Origin of the sequence: Actinopolyspora mortivallis (assembly GCF_003001495.1) — a bacterium.
Classification (GTDB): Bacteria; Actinomycetota; Actinomycetes; order Mycobacteriales; family Pseudonocardiaceae; genus Actinopolyspora; species Actinopolyspora mortivallis_A.
Genome location: NZ_PVSR01000001.1, coordinates 450,831 through 470,655, shown reverse-complemented (window position 1 = coordinate 470,655; position 19,825 = coordinate 450,831). Strand labels below are relative to the sequence as shown.

Genomic DNA, 19,825 nt, shown 5'->3' with positions numbered 1-19,825 from the left:
CCCGACTGTTCACTTACCGGAGGAACTTCCTGTACTCACCCCGACGAGAAGCCGAATACTGCTTGCCGTGCTGATCGAGCTGACCGAGACGCAGCTACCGCACGAAAGCACGGAGGAAGGATCACATGACCGCTGATATCAGCCAAGACCCGTGGGCGACGCTCGATGGCCTGCTCGGCGTCGAGGTCGCCGAAGCCGCGGACACCGGTCTCGGAGCGGTGGCCTTCTACGGCCGTTGTTCCACTGAGGACAACCAGGACCCGGAAACCTCGTACAACTGGCAGCGAGCAACGCCCGCAAGTTCGTCGAGCCGCTCGGCGCAAGCGTGGTCGCCGAGTTCTTCGACATAGGACAGTCCCGTTCCGTGCCGTGGGAGCGACGCGAAGAGGCCGGACAACTGCTGAATGCTCTGAAGGACCCGGAGCGGGGATGGGACGCGGTGGTCGTCGGGGAAGGGACACGGTGTTGGTTCGGCAATCAGTTCTCGCTGATCGCCCCCAAGTTCGCCGCGCACGGGGTGGACCTGTGGGTCCCGGAGCTGGGTGGCAAGTTCTACTCCCACAATCCCTCGCACAAGATGCTGATGAGCGTGCTGGGCGGGATGAGCGAGTCGGAACGCCAGCACATCCAGACCCGGGTCCGGGCCGCGATGGATGCCCAGGTCCTCAATGAAGGGCGCCACCAGGGAGGCAGGGCTCCCTACGGGTACGTCGTCGTCGACGGTGGCTCTCCCCCCAACCCGCGCAAGGAGTCCGAGGGCTACCGGCTGCGCGTGCTGGCCGTCGACGAGTCCGCGGCCGAGGTGGTGCGCCGGATCTTCGCCGAGTACCTGGCCGGTCAGGGTGATCGGGCCATCGCCAACGGCCTCAACCGCGAGGGCCTCCCCTGTCCCTCGGCACAGCGGCCGAGGCAGAACCGGCACCGGCTGGCCGACGGCTGGCAGGCCAGCACCGTCCGCGCCATCCTGGACAATCCGCGCTACACCGGCTACGCCTTCTTCGGACGCTGGACCAGGCACGAGACCCTGCTCGACCCCGACGACGTCGCCGCCGGGCACGTGACCCGCTTCCGCCGCTCCCAACCGGACCGGGTGGTCCGCTCCCGACAACCGGCCCACCCGGCCATCATCTCCGTGGAGGACTTCACCCAGACACAGCTGCTCCGCCGATCGAAGTCGACCGGCGGACTGCGGACGGCGCGGAAAGCCGAGCGCGGCGGGCGGCCCACGAAGCGGACCTATCTGTTCCGCGGCCGGATCCGGTGCGCGCTGTGCGGCCGCAAGATGGAGGCTAGTCCTCGCAAGCACGCGGTATACTACCGGTGCCCGGCCCACACGCTCGCCCCGGTTCCCCTGCTCTGGAGTCCCATCCCCCGGCGATCTATCTCCGCGAGGACATGATCCGGGATGAGATCAACGGATGGCTCGCCGACCTGTTCCACCGTGACAACATCACCCGAACCGTGAAAGCGCTGGCAGCCTCTCAGGACCAACCCGGCGTATCCAGCAGCCGCGAGGCCACGAAGAAACGCGTCACCGACGCCGAGACGCGACTCCGCCGGTTCCAGGAGGCCATCGAAGCGGGCGTGGACCCCGCGGCATTGGCCGAGACGATCAACGAAGTCCAAGCCGAACGGGCAGCGGCCACCGCCGAGCTCGACGCCACCCCCACGAGCAGCGCTCTGAGCGAGGCCGAGATTCACGCACGGATCGACTCACTCGGAGAGATAGGCCCGGCACTGGCCAACACCAGCCCGGATAAACTCGCGAACCTGTACACAGCCGTTTCCCTGCAGATTCGCTACCAACCCGACGACCACGCGGCCGATGTCACCATCGAGCCTGTGGGTCGGGTGAATAGTAAGGGTGTCGGAGGGGGGACTTGAACCCCCACGACCATTAATAGGTCACTAGCACCTCAAGCTAGCGCGTCTACCGTTTCCGCCACTCCGACGTGCAGCCCGACCGGATTCCCTTCCGGCCCCTCGCTGCGTTGTGATTCCACGATAACCGATCGGTTCCCCCACGCGTTAACCACCCCCCTCCTCCTGACCATGGATGGTAGAAAGGCCAGGTGAGCGCACATGTTGATCCCGAAAACGGCGGCTCGGCGAACACCGACCCGGGCCTGCGACGCGCCGAGGACGAGGTCGTCGAGCTCGCCTCCGAACTGATCCGTTTCGACACCACCAACACCGGCGACCCGGACACGCTCAGCCCGGAACGCCCCGCGGCCGAGTACGTCGCCGAGAAACTGGGCGAGGTGGGGTTCGAGACCACCTACGTGGAGTCCGGCGACACCCCGGGGCGGGGCAACGTGATCGCCCGACTCCCCGGAGCCGACCGGCAGCGCGGCGGGCTGCTGGTGCACGGTCACCTGGACGTGGTCCCGGCCGAGCCCACCGAGTGGTCGGTCCACCCCTTCTCCGGCACGGTGCGGGACGGCTACCTGTGGGGACGCGGTGCGGTGGACATGAAGGACATGGTCGCCATGACCCTGGCCAGCGCCCGCCGTCTCAAACGCGACGGCATCACCCCACAACGCGATCTGGTGTTCGCCTTCCTCGCCGACGAGGAGGCCGGGGGGCTGCAGGGCGCCCAGTGGCTGGCCGACCACCGCCCCGAACTGTTCGAGGGCTGCACCGAGGCCGTCAGTGAGGTCGGAGGATACTCGGTCACCTTCGAGGACGGGGTCCGCGCCTATCTGATCCAGACGGCGGAGAAGGGCATCCGGTGGCTCAAACTCCGGGTCCGCGCCCGGGCGGGACACGGTTCGATGGTGCACGAGGACAACGCGGTCACCAAGCTGGCCGAGGCGGTGGCCCGTCTCGGCAACCACCGCTTCCCCATCGTGCTCAACGACAGTGTGCGGGAGTTCCTCGACGGGGTGACCGAACTGACCGGCTGGGAGTTCCCGGAGGACGACCTCGACGGGGCCCTCGCCAAGCTCGGCAACCTCTCCCGCATCATCGGCGCCACCGTGCGCGACATCGCCAACCCGACGATGTTCGACGCCGGTTACAAGGCCAACGTCATCCCCTCCGTTGCCGAGGCCTCTGTGGACTGTCGCATCCTGCCCGGGCGGGAGGAGGCCTTCGACCGGGAGCTCGCCGAGGTCCTCGGCCCCGAGGTGGAACGCGAGTGGGTCGGGCTTCCCCCGGTGGAAACCCGCTTCGAGGGTCAGCTGGTGGAGTCCATGAGCCGTTCCCTGCTCACCGAGGACCCGGCCGCCCACACCCTGCCGTACATGATGTCCGGCGGTACCGACGCCAAGTCCTTCAGCAGGCTGGGCATGAACTGCTTCGGCTTCGCCCCGCTGCGGCTTCCCCCCGACCTGGACTTCTCCGCCCTGTTCCACGGGGTGGACGAGCGCGTTCCGGTGGACGGTCTGCGCTTCGGCACCAGGGTGCTGGACCACTTCCTGCGCACCGCCTGAGCCCGGAAGGCCCCTCCCGCGGCACAGCGCCCCGCGCCGTGCCGCGGGCCCTGCCCGACGACCAGCACGGACACGACCACCCCGGAGGTGCTCTCGGATGTCCACGGAATCCGCTTCCGACGCCGACCTCACCCTGGCCCAGTGGAGCGCGAGATACCTGGAACACCTCCAGGCCCGGAAGATGGCCGAGAACTCGCTGCGCGCCTACCGACGGGATCTGGAGTCGGTGGCCGCGGAACTGGCCGAGGTCACCGGCCGCCGAAGAGACGAACTGTCGCTTTCCGAGGTCACCTCCCACTCGCTGCGGTCGGCCTTCGCCCGTTACGCCGCCACCCGCTCGGCCTCCTCGGTGACGCGGGCGTGGTCGAGCTGGAACGGGTTCTTCCGTTTCCTCGTGGTGGAGGGAGCCAGCTCGGGAAACCCGATGCCGGTGGTGCCCAAACCACGCACCGCGGACACCACGCCGAAACCGCTGGAGGGCGAGCAGACCCCGGAAAGGCTGCTGCGCTCGGCCGCCCAGGGTGCGCGCAAGGCCCGCGACCCATGGCCGGAACGGGACCTGGCGGTGCTGGCGACCCTGCTGTGCACCGGGCTGCGCTCGTCCGAGCTGCTCGATCTGACCGTGTCCTGCCTGGCCGGGCGGCACGGAGAACGCAGACTGCACGTACGCGGCAAGGGCGGGGCCAACAGGTCCGTGCCGATCGACGAGTCCCTCGAGGGGATCCTGGAGGACTATCTGGACAGTCGCAGGCGACGTTTCGGGCGACGCCTGCCCGGCACAGAGCCCCTGTTCGTCAACCACCGCGGCGAGGCGCTGCGCCGCGGCGGTCTGCAGTACCTGGTGCAGCAGTCCCTGAAGGCCGCCGGGGTTTCCGACCGGGTGCGGCGCGGGGCGATGGTGCACGCGCTGCGGCACACCTTCGCCACCAGACTGGCCGAGGACGGCGCCAACGCCGCCGAGATCGCGAAACTGCTCGGGCACGCCTCGATCAGTTCCAGCCAGTCCTACATCGACGTCACAGCACGCGAACAGCGGCTGTCCGTACGGGCCAACCGCACCAACCGGGTGCTGGGCGAACTCACCTCCCGCCGACAGGACGAGTGAGTCTCATCCTCCCCAGCCTCCGGCCCCTTCGACCAGGGCGGAGACCGCACCGTCGGCGTCCGCGATCACCAGTGTCCTGCCCAGCGTGTCGTGGTGCCCCCGCTCCAGCACCGAGCCTCCGAGTTCGGGAACCCGTTCGGCGGCGCGGTCGAGCTCGTCGACGGTGAAGTAGCACAACCACCCGGTTCCCGCGACCGAACCACGCTGGGCGGTCCGGCCCGCTATCGCCGAGTCCCGCACCGTGTAGAGAACTCCCGGCGTCCCCTGCCGCACCGACCAGAACAACGAACCGCTCCAGAACTCGTCGGCCGAGCGTTCCTCGCTCGTGTGCAGTTCGATCCAGCACGGTTCCCCCCGCCGGGGACGGGGTGCCCACGGGCCGTGCTGGGCCCGCCCGGTGACCATGCTGGCCGGGGTGTCCTCGGGGCCGGTGAGTTCGGCGGTCTCGGAGGCTCCCGCGAACACGGGACGCCATCGCGGGGTTTCCGTGGGGGAACCGTCGGCACGTACCGTCGCGCACCTGCGCTCGCCGACCCAGCATTCGAAGCCGTGCTCGGACTGCAACACCGTCCAGTCCAGCAACCTTCGGTAGAACAGCGCGGTTTCCGCAGGGTCGGCAGAGCGCAGTTCGGCACGGCGCAGACCACAGACCGTCGAGTGAGGAGGCAACTTCGTAACTTTCTGGCCGGACCTGGAGGGACCGTCGACATCCTCGCACGGTGTCGGTCACTCCGTTGGGGCAAAGTTCGGCGTCTCATCCTGGCCGCGTCCGACGGGCACGGCAATGCTCCGTTCGGACGAATGTCGCCGTGCGTTCACCGGATACGTTCCAGATCCCGTGCGCTGTCCAACAGTCGCTGGGCCAAAGCGTGCACCTCCTGTGGTCGGGCTCCCTCTCCGGCCGCCGTCGCCACGTCCTCGGCAGCGCACCTCAGTTGGAACAACCGGTCCTGCAGGCTGTCCAGCTCTCCGGCGGAGAGCACCACGGCGTCCTCGGGAAGTCCGCCACGCTGCACCGCGGCACGGCGTTCGTAGGCTCGCTGTCTGCAGGACTGGGCACAGTACATCCGGGGGCGACCGACGTTGCCCGCACCGGGTATCCGGCGGCCACACCACGAGCAGTGCCGGGGTGGGCCACTTCGCGTGCCGAGTGACTCGGTGTCCGATGTCGTCTCCACGGAGGACCACGCTAGTCCGAAACAGGCTCATTTGCGGAGCGCCACGCCGAAAAAATCCCCGCCTCCTTCGGATTCTCGTAGCATCCCGCACGGCGGACGAGCCCGTGGCCTCAGCGCCCGGGCCCGTCCTCGCCGTCCCGAGCGGCTGGTCAGACGAACACACGAGAGACGGGAACGATGTTCACAACGCTATCCTCCGCCCCCGACCACCCCTTCCTGCACGGGCCGTACCCCCGTGCCTTCGCCCACCGCGGCTGGCACATCGGTGACCTGCGGGGTATGGAGAACTCGTTGAGCGCCTTCCGCCGCGCCTTCGCGGAGGGATACCGCTACCTGGAAACCGACGTGCACGCCACCAGTGACGACCACGTGGTGGTGCATCACGACCCCGACCTGGGCCGCACCACGGACGGACGGGGACGGATCCGGCGACAACCCTGGTCCCGCGTGCGCACGGCCCGGATCGCGGGGCGGGAACGGATCTGCTCCCTGGACGAGCTCCTCGAGGAACTACCCGAGGCACTGCTCAACATAGACGTCAAGGCCGACTCCGCTGTGGTGCCGACACTGCGCACCGTCCGCAGGCACGACGCCTGGCACCGGGTCTGCCTGGCCGGTTTCGACGACAGACGCCTGCGGATGTTGCGCCGCAACGGCGAGGCCCGACTGCTGACCTCCATGGGCCCGGGTTCGGTGGCGTGGCTGTGGGTCGGTTCCCGCCCGGTGATCGGCCCCGTGGCGAGGTCGGTGGGCTCGGTTCTGGCGCGGGGGGCGGCCGCCCAGGTTCCCCGCGGATGGGGCGGTTTGCGGGTGGTGACACCGCGCCTGGTGGAGCTGGCCCGCCGGTGGGGGACCGAAGTGCACGTGTGGACGGTGGACGAGGCCGAGGAGATGACGCGGCTGTTGGACCTGGGGGTGGACGGGGTGTTGACCGACCGGCCGGACGTGCTGCGCGAGCTGCTGCGTTCCCGGGGGCAGTGGTCCGCCGCGCGGGAGGACCGCCCCGGCGTTCCCGCCTCCGCGGCGGAGAAGTCCGACGTCTGAGTGGAACTACGCATTGTCCCGTCCGGTAGTGACCGAGAAAGGTACTCGGGGTAGTCGCCACGGCAGGTCACACGAGGACGGGACACGCATGTACGCCGACCGCACGGAGACAGCGCCGGGAAACGCCCGCCGCGACGCACAGCGGGGCTGGTGTTGGTACGACTGGGCCAACTCGGTGTTCCCCACCTCGATCACCACCGTCTTCCTCTCGCTGTACCTCACCGAGGTGGCCACCAGGGCCGCCGAGTCCGACGTGGCCCGCAACGGGAGCGCGGCGTGCCCGGGTGGGGACGCGCTGCGCCGGTGTGACGTGGCCTTCCTCGGTTGGCACTTCCCGGCGGGGTCCCTGTGGGGCTATCTGCTGTCGGTGGCGGCGGTGCTCCAGCTGCTGGTGCTTCCGCTGGCCGGGGCGGTGGCCGACCGTACCGGCGACAAACGCGGAATGCTCGGCCTGTTCGCCTTCGGCGGGGCCGCTGCGACCACGTTGTTGGCGTTGACCGGAGGCACGGAGTGGCAGCTGGGGGCCGCCCTGTTCGTGGTGGCCAACGTCTGCTTCGGCGCGGCCGTGGTGGTCTACTACTCACTGCTTCCGGAGATCGCCACCGCCGACGAGCGCGACGGGCTCTCCGCACGCGGGTGGGCCTTCGGCTACCTGGGGGGCGGGACCGCGCTGGCGTTGCACCTGGTGCTCTACACCGGACACGGGGTGCTGGGTGTCGAGCGGGAGACGGCGGTGCGGTTGGTCTTCGCCTCATCGGGGGTGTGGTGGGCGGTGTTCACGGTGTTCCCGTTGGTGTTGTTGCGCGGGCACACCTCCCCGGCCGGGGGTGGTCCCCCGGTGGGAGGGTCGACGTTGGGGGGCGGTTTCCGGCAGTTGGCGACGACCCTGCGTCAGGCGCGGCGGCTGCCGCTGACGCTGGCCTTTCTGGGTGCCTACATGGTGTTCACCGACGGGATCAGTACCGTGTTCAAGGTTTCCGCCCAGTACGGCAACATGGAGCTGGGGCTGAGCCAGGACGTGCTCATCGGCACGATCCTGGTGGTGCAGTTCATCGCCTTCCTCGGCGGACTGCTGCACGGTTGGGTGGCCGCTCGCATCGGGGCCAGAAGGACCGTCGTGATCAGTCTGCTGGTCTGGATCGCCGTGCTGACGGCGGCCTTCCACACCCGGGAGGGGGATCCGGCTCAGTTCTACGCGGTGGCGGCCGGGATCGGGCTGGTGCTGGGCGGTACCAACGCGTTGTCCCGGTCGCTGTTCAGCCAGATGATCCCTCGGGGCAGGGAGGCCGAGTACTTCTCCCTGTACCAGATCGGCGAACGGTCGACCTCGTGGGCGGGTCCGCTCGTGTTCGCGGCGGTGGGGCAGGCCACCGGCTCGTTCCGGTTGGCGATCCTCTCGCTGATCGGGTTCTTCGTCGTCGGCCTGGTGCTGCTCTGGCCGATTCCCGTGGAACGCGCCGTTCGCGAGGCGGGCAACGACCCCCCGGCGAAGCTGTGAACGTGGCCGGGGCCCGGCCCGTGCTCGCGACCCGTGGTCCCGCCCCTGCCGGACCAGGGGGTTGCTCCACAACGGTGAGGGCGGGTTCCCCCGGGGCCCACGGTTCGGCATATTCCAGTACCTTCCGTCACCACCGGAACAAGAACCACCACAAACACGAAGAGTGAAGACAACTTTGTTCATCACTGGAACGGAGGACGTGATATCGGTCCCAATCTCGTTCGTGACCGCGTCCGCACTTGGTCATGACGCCGGGTGCTCTGGCACTATCACCCGTTCGGACGCACCTGTGGGTCACAAGAGGGATAACGCGTCATGAACGTTCCGCTGATGCATCCCACGGGTAGTCAACGCTGTTGACGAGTGAATGCCGTCACCGACGGCAACCAAACCCCCCAAACCGGGAACAGACGACACCCCCCTGTCGTTGCACTCGGTGAGCAAAGCCCCCGGAACCCCCGGGCCGAAGCGAAAGGAACCGTCATGGCCGATCGCGTTCTGCGTGGCAGCCGGCTCGGAGCAGTCAGCTACGAGACGGACCGTAACCACGACCTCGCACCGCGCCGGACGGTGCGCTACGCCTGCTCCAAGGACCACGAGTTCGAGGTGCCCTTCTCCGACGACGCCGAGGTCCCCACGACCTGGGAATGCCGCCTGCACGGCACCGAGTCGAAGATCGTCGACGGCAGCCAGCCGGAACAGAAGAAGGCCAAACCACCGCGCACCCACTGGGACATGCTGCTGGAACGCCGCAGCATCCCCGAGCTCGAAGAACTGCTCAACGAGCGGTTGGAGGAGCTGCGCTCCCGTCGCAGCCGGTCCGGAGACAGCGCGAACTGACCCAGCGCACGCGGACTCGGGCGCCCGGTTGTCCGGCGAACCGGGCGCCGGCGAGGAACCGGCCACACCTCAACGCCGGAACACGCCGGAGCTCCCCAGGACGGCGCGGAGCCTGGTGCCCCATCGACGCGCCCCCCATCCGGTCACCCGCAGCAGTGCCTCCCGGACTATGGCCCCGTTCATCTTGGACTGGCCGTTCTCCCGTTCCACGAACGTGATCGGAACCTCCACCACGGACCTGCCCGTGTCCAGCACACGCACGGCCAAGTCCACCTGGAAGCAGTACCCCTGGGAGGCCACCGTGTGCAGGTCCACCTCACGCAGCACCTCGCTGCGGTAGGCCCGGAAACCCCCGGTGAGGTCGTTGACGGCCACCCCCAGGGCCCACTTGGAGTAGACGTTGCCGCCACGGGACAGCAGCGAGCGGTACCACGGCCAGTTCACCACCCTGCCGCCGGGAACATAACGCGAGCCGAGAACAGCCCCCACGTCGCCGCGGAACAACGTCTCCAGCAGGGCGGGAAGCTGCTCAGGGGAGTGCGAACCGTCCGCGTCCATCTCCACGATCGCCTGATAGCCCCTGCGCAGGGCCCAGTCGAACCCGGCCACGTAGGCGGCCCCCAGACCGGCCTTGCCGGTGCGGTGCAGCACGTGGACCCGCGCGTCCTCGGCGAGCCGGTCGGCGAGCTCCCCCGTGCCGTCCGGGCTGTTGTCGTCGACGACCAACACGTGCGCCCGGGGAAGGGCGTCGTTGAGACGGCGCACTATCGGCCGCAGGTTGTCGCGCTCGTTGAACGTGGGGATCACCACCAGCGTGTGGGGATGGTCCCCGGAAACCTCCGAGCTCCGTGGCTCACTCATTCCTGTCTCCTCGCCTGCTCACCGCCGTCCGACACCTCCGCGCCCGAGGTGGTCTCCCACCACACGCGGCCGTCAGCACACCACGTCATCCCCGCGTCCGGGACGGCGAGTCCGCCACGCGCTCCAGGCCACCGCGAACAGTCCGAGCGCGACCACACCCCAGGTGACGTACGCGCCGAACCGGGTGGCCGGGGTGGTCGAGGAGCGCAGCGGAACCTCGTCGACGAGCGTCTCCGCGGTGAACAGGTCCGTCCGGTGGGCCACGCTCCCGTCCGGGCGGACGACGGCGCTGACCCCGCTGGTGGCCGCGACCAGCATCGAACGCCCGTGTTCCACGGCCCGCAACCGGGCCATCGCCAGTTGTTGGTAGCTCATCTCCGAAGGGCCGTACCAGGCGTTGTTGGTGGGCAGGGCGAACAGCTCGGCACCGGCTCCGGCCGCCTCGCGGAACACGTCGTCGTAGGCCACGTCGTAGCAGATCCCCACTCCGAGCCGTACCGGCCCGCTCGGAAGGACACCCGGCTCGTCGGCGGGGACCATGTCCCGGTCGAAACGGCGCACGAACGGGCTCACCGCCCCGGCCACCGAACGCAGCGGGATCTTCTCCGCGAAGGGGACGAGGTGCTGTTTGACGTACTCCTCGCCCGCCCCCTCGGCACGCCAGGTGATGACACGGTTGCTGAGCTCCCCACCCGGGCCGCGGGCGAGTCCACCGACGACCACGGGCGCACCGAGTCGTTCGGACACGCGGCGCAACGCGGGGTCCTGTCGCTCGGGTCCCCACGAACCGACCTGTTCCGGCAACACCACGACATCGGGGCGGGGCACCCGACCCGCCTCCACGTCCGCGGCGAGTTCCCGGGCGGCCCGGACGTGGTTGACGTACAGCTGCCGGTCACGGTGCAGCAGGTCCAGCCCCACGTCGGGGGCGTTGCCCTGCACGACGGCCACACGCGCGGTTCCCGTCTCGGCCCCCGTGTCCAGGGTGGGGGCCAGTGCCGCGCCGAGTACCACCGGCACCAGCGCGAGCAGTGCCGGAACCAGCAGCCGCGCGGAGCGCCACGCCGTCCGGGCTTCGGGGGAGCGTCCCCCGCGCCGTGGTCGCGGCAGCAGCGCCACGAGCCCGGCCAGTCCCGTCCCGCTCAGCGCCACGCCGAAACCGACCAGGCTCGCCCCACCGAGGGAGGCCAGCGGCAGCAGCGACCCCTCGGCCTGGGTGAAGGCCAACCTTCCCCAGGGGAATCCGCCGAAGGGAAACGCGGAACACAGCAACTCGGCCGTCAGGAACACCGCGGCCTGCCACAACGGAGCCACGGGCAGCCGGCTCACCCACGCCATGCCGACCCCGGCCAGCCCGAAGAACAGGGCCTCGACCAACCCCACTCCCAGCCAGGGCCACGGACCGAACTGCTCGCCCAGGAAGTCCAACAGCCAGCCCAGCAGCGGCAGCATGTAGGCCAGTCCGAAAACCACTCCGTACCCGAAGGCCGCGCGGAGTCCCCGCCGGTGGAGCACACCGGTGAACACGGCCAGCGCCAGCGGTGCCAGCCACCACAGCTGGCGGGGTGGGGTGCACCAGTAGAGCGCTCCGCCGGCCAGCACGGCGGCGGCGACACGCAGCAGCGCCCGGAGGATGCGGTGCCCGCCGGACGGGTCGGAAACGAGACCACCACCGCTCCGGCGGCGGTTCTCCGAGTTCACCTTGGGGGTAACCAACGATCAACCTTCGCAACGGAGGAACGGTCGGCCACCGTAGACGATGACGCACGCCGCGAATCTACTCCGCCCCCTCGCGAGGGACGTGCCCGGAAAACCTCCCGGCGGGTGCGAGAACGCCCGGCCGCTCAGTCCTCGTCCCCCTGGTCCCGACGGTGGATCGTCTCCCCGCGCAGCACGGTACGCAGACAGCGTGGTAACCGGGCCTCCGGTGAGACGTCCGGCAGGGCGGGCACTCCGGACCGGGGGTCGGTGGACCACCGACGTACCCGGGAGTCCTGACCGGCCGGGACGAGTTCGTCCACGCTCCACACCGCGTACGTGGCCGGGGCCCCCGGGACCAGGGTGCCGGTCAGCCCGTCGACCACCCCGGCGGCGCGCCAGCCGCCCCGGGTGTGCGCGTTGAACGCGGCCCGCGGGGAGATGCCGAACCCTTCTGTGCGGTGGTGCACCGCCGCCCGGATCGCCTCCCACGGGCCCACCCTGGTCACGGGAGCGTCCGAGCCGAAGGCGAGCACCACCCCCTGGGAGGCGAGTTCGGAGAAGGGGTTCAACCGGGCGCCGCGTTCCGGGCCGAGCCGGCTGGCGTACATGCGGGAGGTTCCGCCCCAGGCGGCGTCGAAACACGGCTGTACCGAGGCGGTCACTCCGTACCCGGCCAGTTCGGCGGCGAGTTCCCCGTCGATCATTTCGAGGTGTTCCAGTCGGTGACCGCCACCGGCCAGGGCGGGGGTTCCGAGTACCTCCGCAGCTCGACGGAACCCCTCTCCCACCTCGGCCACACCGGCGTCGCCGATCACGTGGAAACCGGCCTGGACTCCGTTCCTGGTGCAGTCGACGAGATGTTCGGCGATGGCGTCGGCGTCCAGGTAGAGCACCCCGGAGGTTCCCGGCGCGTCGGCGTAGGGCTCCCGCAGCGCGGCTGTCCGCGACCCCAGGGCCCCGTCCACGAACAGGTCCCCACCGAGGCCACGAACCCCCAGTTCCCGGGCGGTGTCCAGGGCCCCGAGCTCACCCCAGTAGCCGACCACCTCGGGAACCCCTCCCTGCGCGGAGAGGCCGAGCAGGTCGGCCAGATCGTCCGCGCCGGAGATGTCGGGGCCGGCGCACTCGTGCACGCTGGCTATCCCCTGTGCCGCCGCGTGCCGGAGGAAGGCCGCCTGGGCCTCCCGGCGCTGGGCCGGGCTCAGCGACTCGCGGGCGGCGCTGCGCGCGTGGTGGTGGGCGACCCGGGTCAACGGCCCCTCCTCGTCCCACCCCTCGGCCCCGCAGGCGAGGGGGGCGCGTTCCACCAGGGCGGTGGAGACCAGCGCCGAGTGCACGTCGACCCGGGACAGGTACACCGGCGCTCCCCGCGCGGCTTCGTCGATCTCGGCGCGTGTCGGCGGGCGCTGTTCGGGCCACCAGCTCTCGTCCCAGCCGTGTCCCCAGACCAGTCGTCCCGGGTTCTCCGCGACGTAGTCCCGCAGCGCGTGCAGGAACTCCGTCAGGGAGGCACACCCGGTGAGGTCGAGTCCGTTGAGCAGCAACCCGCTCGAGGTCGCGTGTACGTGGGAGTCGACGAACGCGGGAGCGACGAACGCGCCACGCAGATCGACGATCTCGGCTTCCGGATGCAACGCGCGACCGACCGGGTCTGTTCCGACCCAGGCGATCGTGCCGTCCTTGACGGCCATCGCGGTGGCATCCGGGTTACCCGGCGAATAGATGTGCCCGCCGAGCAAGAGCATGGTGTCGGACATGTATCGGACCCTGACCCCTGTCATTCACCATCGCGTGTGCAAACTGCGCAAACCGTCCGACCGTCGTCCGGCACGTCGTCACCACGCGCCGGGAACTTCCGACGCGGCCCGCCGTCGTCGGTCGCGATCGTCGTGAGTAGCTTAACCCGCCCCTGTCGGAGGCCTGACACAGCCGACCCGCTCAGCGGCGGCCCCGCTCTCCGTTGCCCTCGGAATACGGCGGTTCCTCCGTCTGACCGGGCAGCTCGGGGCCCGACGAGTCGGAGTGGTGTTCGTCATCCTCGGTGACCGACACCACCTCACCGTCGATCACGTCCTCACGTCCCCGCCGGTCACGTGTCTGCGCGGACTCCGCGTGGACGAACACGCCGGGATCGAAGCCGGCGGCTCCGAAAGCGCTCATCCGTTCCCGCATGTGCTGTTCCATGCGCTGCTGCCTGCGTTGCGCACCGCGTCGCAGCGGCCCACGCAGCAGGGCCCTCGTGGGCGGGAACAGCAGCAGCAGACCGAGCAGGTCACTGACCAGACCGGGCAGCAGGATCAGCAACGCCGCCACCCCGACGAACATCCCGTCGGAGATCTCCCGTTCCGGGGGACGACGCAGTCGAGCGGCCTCACTGAACTCGCGCAGGGTTCTGCGTCCCTCCCTGCGCAGCAGCCACGACCCGAACAGCGCGCCCGCGAGCAGCAGACCGAGGGTGGGCAGGGCCCCGATGGCCTGGCCCACGAGGACGAGCACGCCGACCTCGACGGCGACACCGACGAGCAGCAGAACGAATAGGGGCACGTCGCGCTGGCACCTCCGCTTACGGGCTGTTTCCCGGACAACGCTCGGGAGCACGAAAATACTCCCGCACGGGCGAATCGTGGGAGTACGGACACCGGAACCGCCCGTACCGATCTTCCCGCCGAACACCGTGCCGTTCTCCCCCGGCGGCACCATAGACTTCCCGGATGATGTGGACACGCCCGGCGAAACTCACGGCCCTGCTGCTGGCTGTCAGTGTGTTCGCACTGGTTCTGCTGGTCAGCGACCGACCCGTGCCCACACCCCCTCCTCGGCCCGACCCGCAGTTGCCCCGGGCCGTGGTCACCATGGGGGACAGCACTCTCTCCGGCGAAGGAGCGGGGGACTACCTCCCGGGGACGAACGGGCGCAACGGCAACTGGTGCCACCGCTCACCCGAGGCCGTGGTCCACCAGCTGAGGCTTCCCGAGGACGTGACCAGGATCAATCTGGCCTGCTCGGGCGCGGGGGCCGGCCAGGTGGGGCTGACCCCGCCGGGAGATCCGGTGGACGGGTCCCAGGCCGCCCGGCTGGCCGAGCTGACCGAGCGCTACCGGATCACCGACGTGGTGGTGGCCGTGGGGGCCAACGACGACCCTGACTTCGTCGGCGTGCTCGACGCCTGCGTCCGCGCCTGGGTGGAACGCGCGGAGGGCGGCTGCTCGCGGCGGCTGCGCGAGCGGTGGCCGGAGCGGGTCGAGAACATGCGCCCCAAGGTCTCGGAGGCGTTGTCCGACGTCCGGTCCGTGATGCACCGGGCCGGTTACGACAGGCGGGACTACTCCCTGGTGGTGCAGTCCTACGCCTCCCCCGTCGCCCCCGGCATCCGCCCCGACCTGCAGAACCTGTCCGGATGTCCGTTGCGCACCGAGGACGTCCGTTGGGTCCACCGCACCGCTGTACCCCAGCTCTCCGCCGCCCTGCGGAAGGTGGCCCGTGCCCAGGGGGCACGGTTTCTGGACCTCTCGCGGGCCGGCAACGGGCACGAGGCGTGCACGGCCGACTCCGCCGCCACCGCCGAGACCGAGTGGTTCCGCAGACTGTCGGTGGACTGGAACTCCCTGGAGCATGAGGAGCGCGCTCCCCACGCGATGCAGGAGTCGTTCCATCCGAACGCGCGGGGCTACGCACGCATCGCCGACTGCCTGAGCGAGTTCCTCACGGGGTCCCGGCGAAGCGCGGCCTGCGTCCCGGACGGGCAGGGCGGGCTGCGGCTGGCGGGTTCCGCCCGCGTCTCCGGACAGGGGTGAGCGCTACGGACGGGCCACCGCGAAGGCCTTGACGAACAGGAAGACCGGTTTGGTGCTCAACTCGGCGTAGGCGTCCGGGGACAACCGGGACAGCTCGGGCAGCGGTCGCGGCTCGTCCACGGTGTCCACGACGAACCCGGCCCGGTGGAGCTGTTCGAACACAGCGGAGAGGGGTCTGCGGTAGAAGGAGACCTCGACGTCCTGTCCGCCCACCGGCCAGGTCTCCGAGACCAGCTCGGTGCTCAGGTAGTCCGGCCTGCCCTGGCCCTGCCAGTCCGCGGCCGGGTGGTGCACGGAGAAGACCAGTTCCCCGCCCGGGACCAGGCAGCGGCCGAGCTCGGTGAGCAGACCGTGCCAGTCCGGCAGGTAGTGCAGCACCAACGAGGCCACCACCAGGTCCACACCGGCGGTGGGCACCATGTCCAACGGTTCGGACAACTCGGCCACCTCGAACCTGGCACGGTCCCCCAGACGGGCCCGGGCGAGTTCGACCATGCGCGGCTCGCGGTCCACCCCCGTCACCGTCGCTCCCCGGGCCACCAGCTGTTCGGAGAGCACGCCCGCCGCGCACCCGAGGTCGAGCACCCTCCTGCCGCTCACGTCCCCGGCCAGCGCCAGGATCGCCGGACGGTCGTAGTAGGCGTTCGCCGGGCTGTGCTCGGAGTGCCGCGCGTAGGCCTCCGCGAACTGCTCGTAGAGCGTGTTGTGCGCCACTCGACCACGGTAGACGAACACCTGCCGGTCCTCATCGCGAACGGCACCCGCCCGGTCGACTCCGGTCGCCGGAGTCGACCGGGCGGGTGTTCGCGGTCAACCGGCCGCGTCCGAACTCGGTCGAAGACGCTCCGGGGCTCCTAGAGCTCGGGAGCCCGGTTCTCGAACGGCGTGGACAGCACCACCGTGGTCCGGGTGGAGACCTTCGCCGCCTCCCGGATCTTGCGCAGCAGCTCCTCCAGCGCCACCGGGGAGGCCACACGCACCTGCAGGATGTAGGACTCGTCCCCGGCCACCGAGTAGCAGGACTCGATCTCCGGAAGGTGTTCCAGCCGCTGCGGGTAGTCGTCCGGCGCCGCCGGGTCGGTCGGGGTCAGTGAGATGAACGCCGTCAGCGGCAGCCCGATCTGCTCCCCGTCGACCCTGGCCGTGTATCCGCGCAGCGCGCCCCGCTGTTCCAGCCTGCGGACGCGCTGGTGCACGGCGGAGACGCTGAGTCCCACTTTCTCGCCCAGCTCGGTGAAGCTGCAACGGCCGTCCCGCAGCAGCTCCCGCAGTATCGCCCGGTCGGTGGCTTCCAGCTCGGGGCCCTGCGGGGCGTTTCGCTCCGTCACGTCGGTAGCACCACCAACTCGTGCGGCTGGTTGTTCAGGCTCTCCACACCCTGTTCGGTCACCACGACGATATCCTCGATCCGCGCTCCCCAGTGCCCCTGCTGGTAGATGCCCGGTTCGATGCTGAACGCCATTCCCGGTTCGAGCACGATGTCGTTACCACCCATGATGTAGGGCTCCTCGTGCACGTCCAACCCGATGCCGTGACCGGTGCGGTGGACGAAGTACTCCCCGAACCCGGCTTCGGTGATCGGCTGCCTGGCGGCCGCGTCCACCTGGGCGGCCGTGGCCCCCGGCCGGACGGTCTCGACCGCGGCACGCTGGGCGGAACGCAGCACCTCGTAGGTCTCGCGCACGTCGGAGTCCCTGGGCTCGCCGAGGGAGTAGGTCCGGGTGCAGTCCGAGTTGTAGCCGCCGGGCAGGGGGCCACCGATGTCCACGACCACCACATCACCCTCACGGATGACCCGGTCGGACAGCGCGTGGTGGGGACTGGCCCCGTTGGGGCCGGAACCGACGATCACGAACTCGGCCGCCGAGTGCCCCTCCTGCACGATCGCTTCGCTGATGTCGGCACCCACCTCGGCCTCGGTGCGGCCGACCCGCAGGAACTCGCCCATGCGGGCGTGCACCCGGTCGATGGCCGCGCCCGCCTCACGCAGCGCCCGGATCTCGGCGGCGTCCTTGCGCATCCGCAGCTCCCGCAGCACGGATCCGGCCAGCACCTGCTCGGCCTCGGGCAGGGCCGCGCGCAGCGGCAGGGTGTGCAGCGCGGGCATCGCGTCGGCCACGCCGACCCGCGTGGGTTCCGCACCGTCACGGCGCAGCAGATCGGCGACCATACCGTGGGGGTCCTGCCCGTCCACCCAGGTCGCGATCTCCACGCCCAACTGCTGGGCGGGCACCTCCGCGTAGCCCAGCTCCTCGAGCTTGGGAACCACCAACACGGGGGAGGCCTCACTTCCGGCGGCCGGAAGTACCAGGCAGCTGAGCCGTTCGAAGGACTCGCCGTCGACCCCGACGAGGTATCCGAGGTCGGAGCCGGGAGAGATCAGCAGCGCGTCGATGTTCGCGCCGGCAGCGGTCTCGGCGGCGCGCTGTAGCCGCGCCGAGAGAACGGTTGGGTCCTGCTTCGTTGCACCGGTGGACATGGCTCAACCCTAAAGAGTCCGCGCGGAACTGCCTGGCGGGGTGGTCGGGTTGCCGCACGTGCGGGGTACCCGCCCCTTCGCCCGGGGTCGGAGCCGTCCACGGCGGTGCGGGGCCGCGGCGCCCACGGGAGGAGAAAGGCGCTCGGCGGCCCCGGCCCACTCATCGTCCCGGTCGGCGGGCCTCGGTACCCACAACGCGGAGATGACGGGTCACCCAACTTCGTCCGGCCACACGGTTTTCACCCGTGGAAACCATGTCGGCGAAGGCGGGCCTTCCCCTCACGGTCCGGCCCGGCCGAGGCCTCCGGTGGCTCAGGGCCTCAGTTCACGCACCTCCAGTTCGGCCAGCACCCTGCCTCCGGAGCAGAAGCCACGGCCCCCGTCGTCCTCCTCGGAGGGAAAGACCAGGTCGGTCAGCACCACCGAACCGTCGTCGCCGAACACCTCGACCCCGCAGTGGTCCAGCAGGATCCGCAGCCGCACCCTCGCCCCGGACACGGACAGCGAGGTCTCGTGCCGCGCGGGGAAGTCCTCGGAGATCCCGACCTCCCCGGAGTCGGTGCGGTCCACGAAGAGGGTCTGCGCGCGGGCGTCGTAGCCGACACGGGTGCGGTGCCGTGGCCCGAGGAAGACGTCGAACCCGAACTCCGGCAGACCGTCGAGGACCTCGAAATCCGCGCTGATGTCCAGTGCCTTGCCCCGGAAGCGGGGGACCTTCGCCTCCCCGGCGAGCACACCTCTCCAGCGGCGTCGTCGGCCGTGGGCGAGCTCCACCTCCCGCGCGGGGCGCTGCACCAGCCGCGGCCCGGACTCGGTTCCGGTGAGCCCCACCTCCCGGGGAACGGTCATCGTGCCGCGCCACGGACGGGTGGGGGTGTTCGGCGCGTAGTTCCAGTTGCTCATCCAGCCGAGCCACAGTCTGCGCCCGGGTGTTCCGTACCAGGACTGGCAGGCGTAGAAGTCCGCGCCGTGGTCCGCCCACAGCACCCGGTCCGGGGTGTTGTCGTTGACGAAGACCCTCCCGTCGAAGTCTCCCACGAAGTACTGGGTCGCCGAACCACCGGCGGGGCCGCCCGGGTTGATGCTGACCACCAGTACCCACCGGCGCCGTCGCTCGTCGCTGTCCACGGGCAGTTCGAACAGGTCCGGGCACTCCCACACACCGCCGTGCGCCCCCTGGTCGGCGCCGAACTCGCCGACCCGTGTCCAGGTCAGCAGGTCGGTGGAGGAGTAGAACAACACGCGGTCGCCTGCGGCGAGCAGCAGCACCCACGTGCCCGTGGGCTCGTGACGGATCACCTTGGGATCGCGGAAGTCGGCGAAGCCCGGGTTGTCGACCACCGGGTTGCCCGGGTACTTCGTCCAGGTCCGACCGTTGTCCGCGCTGTAGGCCAGACTCTGGGTCTGTGTGGCCCCCGCGCTCGTGTAGTAGGCCACGATCCCGGAGCCGCCGTCGAACAGGCCGCTGGTGTCGTGTTCGTCCACCACGGCGCTGCCCGAGAAGATCTCTCCGAGCTCGTCGGGGCGCAGGGCCACCGGCAGGTGCCGCCAGTGGACCAGGTCGGTGCTGACGGCGTGTCCCCAGCTCATGTTGGCGTGGTCGATGCCGTGGGGGTTGTGCTGGAAGAAGAGGTGATACTCACCCCGGTAGTGGACCAGGCCGTTCGGGTCGTTCATCCAGTTGCTCTCGGGTGTGAACCGGACCAGGGGGCGCCAGTGCCCGGTGCTCTCGGGACGCCGCCGTGCGGCGGCGTCCGTGGGAACCAGCCCGGTTCCGAGCAACGCCGCAGTCCCGGCGAGGAAGCTCCGCCGCGCGGCGGGACGGTTCCACACGCCTCCGGTGTTCGCGTGTTCCACGGGTACCTCCAGGGTTGGTTTCGGCACGACGGGC

General features: G+C 70.0%; 19 protein-coding genes and 1 tRNA gene. 9 read left to right on the top strand and 11 right to left on the bottom strand.

Going from position 1 to position 19,825, the window contains the following annotated elements:
* Positions 1 to 125: 125 nt before the first annotated feature.
* From CEP50_RS20230 to CEP50_RS20220, 3 genes are read left to right on the top strand one after another with little or no spacing between them, the layout of a single operon-like run.
* Positions 126 to 350, top strand: a complete 225-nt coding sequence (locus CEP50_RS20230; RefSeq protein WP_219905263.1) for a hypothetical protein — start codon at positions 126 to 128, stop codon at positions 348 to 350.
* Positions 326 to 1,399 carry a recombinase family protein gene (locus CEP50_RS20225; RefSeq protein WP_219905262.1) on the top strand — a complete coding sequence of 358 codons (1,074 nt, stop codon included), beginning with the start codon at positions 326 to 328 and terminating at the stop codon, positions 1,397 to 1,399. The genes CEP50_RS20230 and CEP50_RS20225 overlap by 25 nt, the downstream gene beginning before the upstream one ends.
* Entirely contained in the window at positions 1,396 to 1,884 is a 489-nt protein-coding gene (locus CEP50_RS20220; protein ID WP_219905261.1) for a DUF3131 domain-containing protein, read from the top strand. The genes CEP50_RS20225 and CEP50_RS20220 overlap by 4 nt, the downstream gene beginning before the upstream one ends.
* On the opposite strand, the gene CEP50_RS02150 is transcribed toward CEP50_RS20220, so the two are convergent.
* A tRNA-Leu gene (locus CEP50_RS02150) sits at positions 1,866 to 1,952 on the bottom strand. The genes CEP50_RS20220 and CEP50_RS02150 overlap by 19 nt on opposite strands.
* 120 nt (positions 1,953 to 2,072) lie before the next feature.
* Here CEP50_RS02150 and CEP50_RS02145 point away from each other — a divergent pair.
* Together CEP50_RS02145 and CEP50_RS02140 are read left to right on the top strand one after the other, a co-directional pair.
* On the top strand, positions 2,073 to 3,434 hold the full coding sequence (locus CEP50_RS02145) for a M20/M25/M40 family metallo-hydrolase (protein ID WP_106112192.1): 1,362 nt from the start codon (positions 2,073 to 2,075) through the stop codon (positions 3,432 to 3,434).
* A 97-nt stretch (positions 3,435 to 3,531) separates the two neighbouring features.
* Positions 3,532 to 4,539 (top strand): tyrosine-type recombinase/integrase, encoded by a 1,008-nt coding sequence (locus tag CEP50_RS02140; protein WP_106112191.1) that lies wholly within the window; start codon positions 3,532 to 3,534, stop codon positions 4,537 to 4,539.
* A gap of 3 nt (positions 4,540 to 4,542) precedes the next feature.
* On the opposite strand, the gene CEP50_RS02135 is transcribed toward CEP50_RS02140, so the two are convergent.
* Positions 4,543 to 5,208, bottom strand: coding sequence for a VOC family protein (locus tag CEP50_RS02135; RefSeq protein WP_106112190.1), 666 nt, complete (start codon positions 5,206 to 5,208; stop codon positions 4,543 to 4,545).
* A 146-nt stretch (positions 5,209 to 5,354) separates the two neighbouring features.
* Positions 5,355 to 5,717, bottom strand: coding sequence for a hypothetical protein (locus CEP50_RS02130; protein ID WP_084792070.1), 363 nt, complete (start codon positions 5,715 to 5,717; stop codon positions 5,355 to 5,357).
* A 177-nt stretch (positions 5,718 to 5,894) separates the two neighbouring features.
* Between CEP50_RS02130 and CEP50_RS02125 the strand changes: the two genes are divergently transcribed.
* The 3 genes from CEP50_RS02125 to CEP50_RS02115 all read left to right on the top strand — a co-directional run bounded on the left by CEP50_RS02125 (position 5,895) and on the right by CEP50_RS02115 (position 9,099).
* Positions 5,895 to 6,761 (top strand): glycerophosphodiester phosphodiesterase family protein, encoded by an 867-nt coding sequence (locus tag CEP50_RS02125; RefSeq protein WP_106112189.1) that lies wholly within the window; start codon positions 5,895 to 5,897, stop codon positions 6,759 to 6,761.
* Between the two features lie 88 nt (positions 6,762 to 6,849).
* Entirely contained in the window at positions 6,850 to 8,259 is a 1,410-nt protein-coding gene (locus CEP50_RS02120; protein ID WP_106112188.1) for an MFS transporter, read from the top strand.
* Positions 8,260 to 8,742: 483 nt separating this feature from the next.
* The gene (locus CEP50_RS02115; RefSeq protein ID WP_019853830.1) at positions 8,743 to 9,099 is read left to right on the top strand and encodes an RNA polymerase-binding protein RbpA; all 357 of its coding nucleotides are present in this window, start codon (positions 8,743 to 8,745) and stop codon (positions 9,097 to 9,099) included.
* Between the two features lie 69 nt (positions 9,100 to 9,168).
* Here CEP50_RS02115 and CEP50_RS02110 read toward each other — a convergent pair whose 3' ends face one another.
* The 4 genes from CEP50_RS02110 to CEP50_RS02095 form a co-directional block, all read right to left on the bottom strand.
* Positions 9,169 to 9,960: a polyprenol monophosphomannose synthase gene (locus CEP50_RS02110; protein ID WP_106112187.1), complete on the bottom strand. Its 792-nt coding sequence runs from the start codon at positions 9,958 to 9,960 to the stop codon at positions 9,169 to 9,171.
* A gap of 72 nt (positions 9,961 to 10,032) precedes the next feature.
* On the bottom strand, positions 10,033 to 11,676 hold the full coding sequence (gene lnt / locus CEP50_RS02105; protein WP_258174679.1) for an apolipoprotein N-acyltransferase: 1,644 nt from the start codon (positions 11,674 to 11,676) through the stop codon (positions 10,033 to 10,035).
* Between the two features lie 128 nt (positions 11,677 to 11,804).
* Entirely contained in the window at positions 11,805 to 13,418 is a 1,614-nt protein-coding gene (locus tag CEP50_RS02100; protein ID WP_106112186.1) for an amidohydrolase, read from the bottom strand.
* Positions 13,419 to 13,599: 181 nt separating this feature from the next.
* A complete protein-coding gene (locus CEP50_RS02095; protein ID WP_106112185.1) occupies positions 13,600 to 14,205 on the bottom strand; it encodes an FxsA family protein in 606 nt (201 codons plus the stop codon).
* Positions 14,206 to 14,375: 170 nt separating this feature from the next.
* On the opposite strand from CEP50_RS02095, the gene CEP50_RS02090 reads away from it, so the two are divergent.
* Positions 14,376 to 15,455, top strand: coding sequence for a GDSL-type esterase/lipase family protein (locus CEP50_RS02090; protein WP_106112288.1), 1,080 nt, complete (start codon positions 14,376 to 14,378; stop codon positions 15,453 to 15,455).
* A 3-nt stretch (positions 15,456 to 15,458) separates the two neighbouring features.
* On the opposite strand, the gene CEP50_RS02085 is transcribed toward CEP50_RS02090, so the two are convergent.
* The 4 genes from CEP50_RS02085 to CEP50_RS02070 form a co-directional block, all read right to left on the bottom strand.
* A complete protein-coding gene (locus CEP50_RS02085) occupies positions 15,459 to 16,169 on the bottom strand; it encodes a class I SAM-dependent DNA methyltransferase (RefSeq protein WP_181188161.1) in 711 nt (236 codons plus the stop codon).
* A gap of 140 nt (positions 16,170 to 16,309) precedes the next feature.
* The gene (locus CEP50_RS02080; RefSeq protein WP_258174675.1) at positions 16,310 to 16,783 is read right to left on the bottom strand and encodes an Lrp/AsnC family transcriptional regulator; all 474 of its coding nucleotides are present in this window, start codon (positions 16,781 to 16,783) and stop codon (positions 16,310 to 16,312) included.
* Positions 16,780 to 17,934, bottom strand: coding sequence for a M24 family metallopeptidase (locus CEP50_RS02075; RefSeq protein WP_106112183.1), 1,155 nt, complete (start codon positions 17,932 to 17,934; stop codon positions 16,780 to 16,782). Before CEP50_RS02075 ends, CEP50_RS02080 begins: the two co-directional genes overlap by 4 nt.
* A gap of 312 nt (positions 17,935 to 18,246) precedes the next feature.
* Positions 18,247 to 19,818, bottom strand: coding sequence for a glycoside hydrolase family 32 protein (locus CEP50_RS02070; protein ID WP_258174673.1), 1,572 nt, complete (start codon positions 19,816 to 19,818; stop codon positions 18,247 to 18,249).
* Positions 19,819 to 19,825 lie beyond the last annotated feature (7 nt).

What these genes read in the sequence shown, in the direction of transcription:
- CEP50_RS20230 (WP_219905263.1), top strand. Translation starts at nt 126, where the DNA reads ATGACCGCTGATATCAGCCAAGACCCGTGGGCGACGCTCGATGGCCTG.
- CEP50_RS20220 (WP_219905261.1), top strand. Translation starts at nt 1,396, where the DNA reads ATGATCCGGGATGAGATCAACGGATGGCTCGCCGACCTGTTCCACCGT.
- CEP50_RS02140 (WP_106112191.1), top strand. Translation starts at nt 3,532, where the DNA reads ATGTCCACGGAATCCGCTTCCGACGCCGACCTCACCCTGGCCCAGTGG.
- CEP50_RS02125 (WP_106112189.1), top strand. Translation starts at nt 5,895, where the DNA reads ATGTTCACAACGCTATCCTCCGCCCCCGACCACCCCTTCCTGCACGGG.
- CEP50_RS02120 (WP_106112188.1), top strand. Translation starts at nt 6,850, where the DNA reads ATGTACGCCGACCGCACGGAGACAGCGCCGGGAAACGCCCGCCGCGAC.
- CEP50_RS02115 (WP_019853830.1), top strand. Translation starts at nt 8,743, where the DNA reads ATGGCCGATCGCGTTCTGCGTGGCAGCCGGCTCGGAGCAGTCAGCTAC.
- CEP50_RS02110 (WP_106112187.1), bottom strand. Translation starts at nt 9,960, where the DNA reads ATGAGTGAGCCACGGAGCTCGGAGGTTTCCGGGGACCATCCCCACACG.
- CEP50_RS02100 (WP_106112186.1), bottom strand. Translation starts at nt 13,418, where the DNA reads ATGTCCGACACCATGCTCTTGCTCGGCGGGCACATCTATTCGCCGGGT.
- CEP50_RS02090 (WP_106112288.1), top strand. Translation starts at nt 14,376, where the DNA reads ATGTGGACACGCCCGGCGAAACTCACGGCCCTGCTGCTGGCTGTCAGT.
- CEP50_RS02075 (WP_106112183.1), bottom strand. Translation starts at nt 17,934, where the DNA reads ATGTCCACCGGTGCAACGAAGCAGGACCCAACCGTTCTCTCGGCGCGG.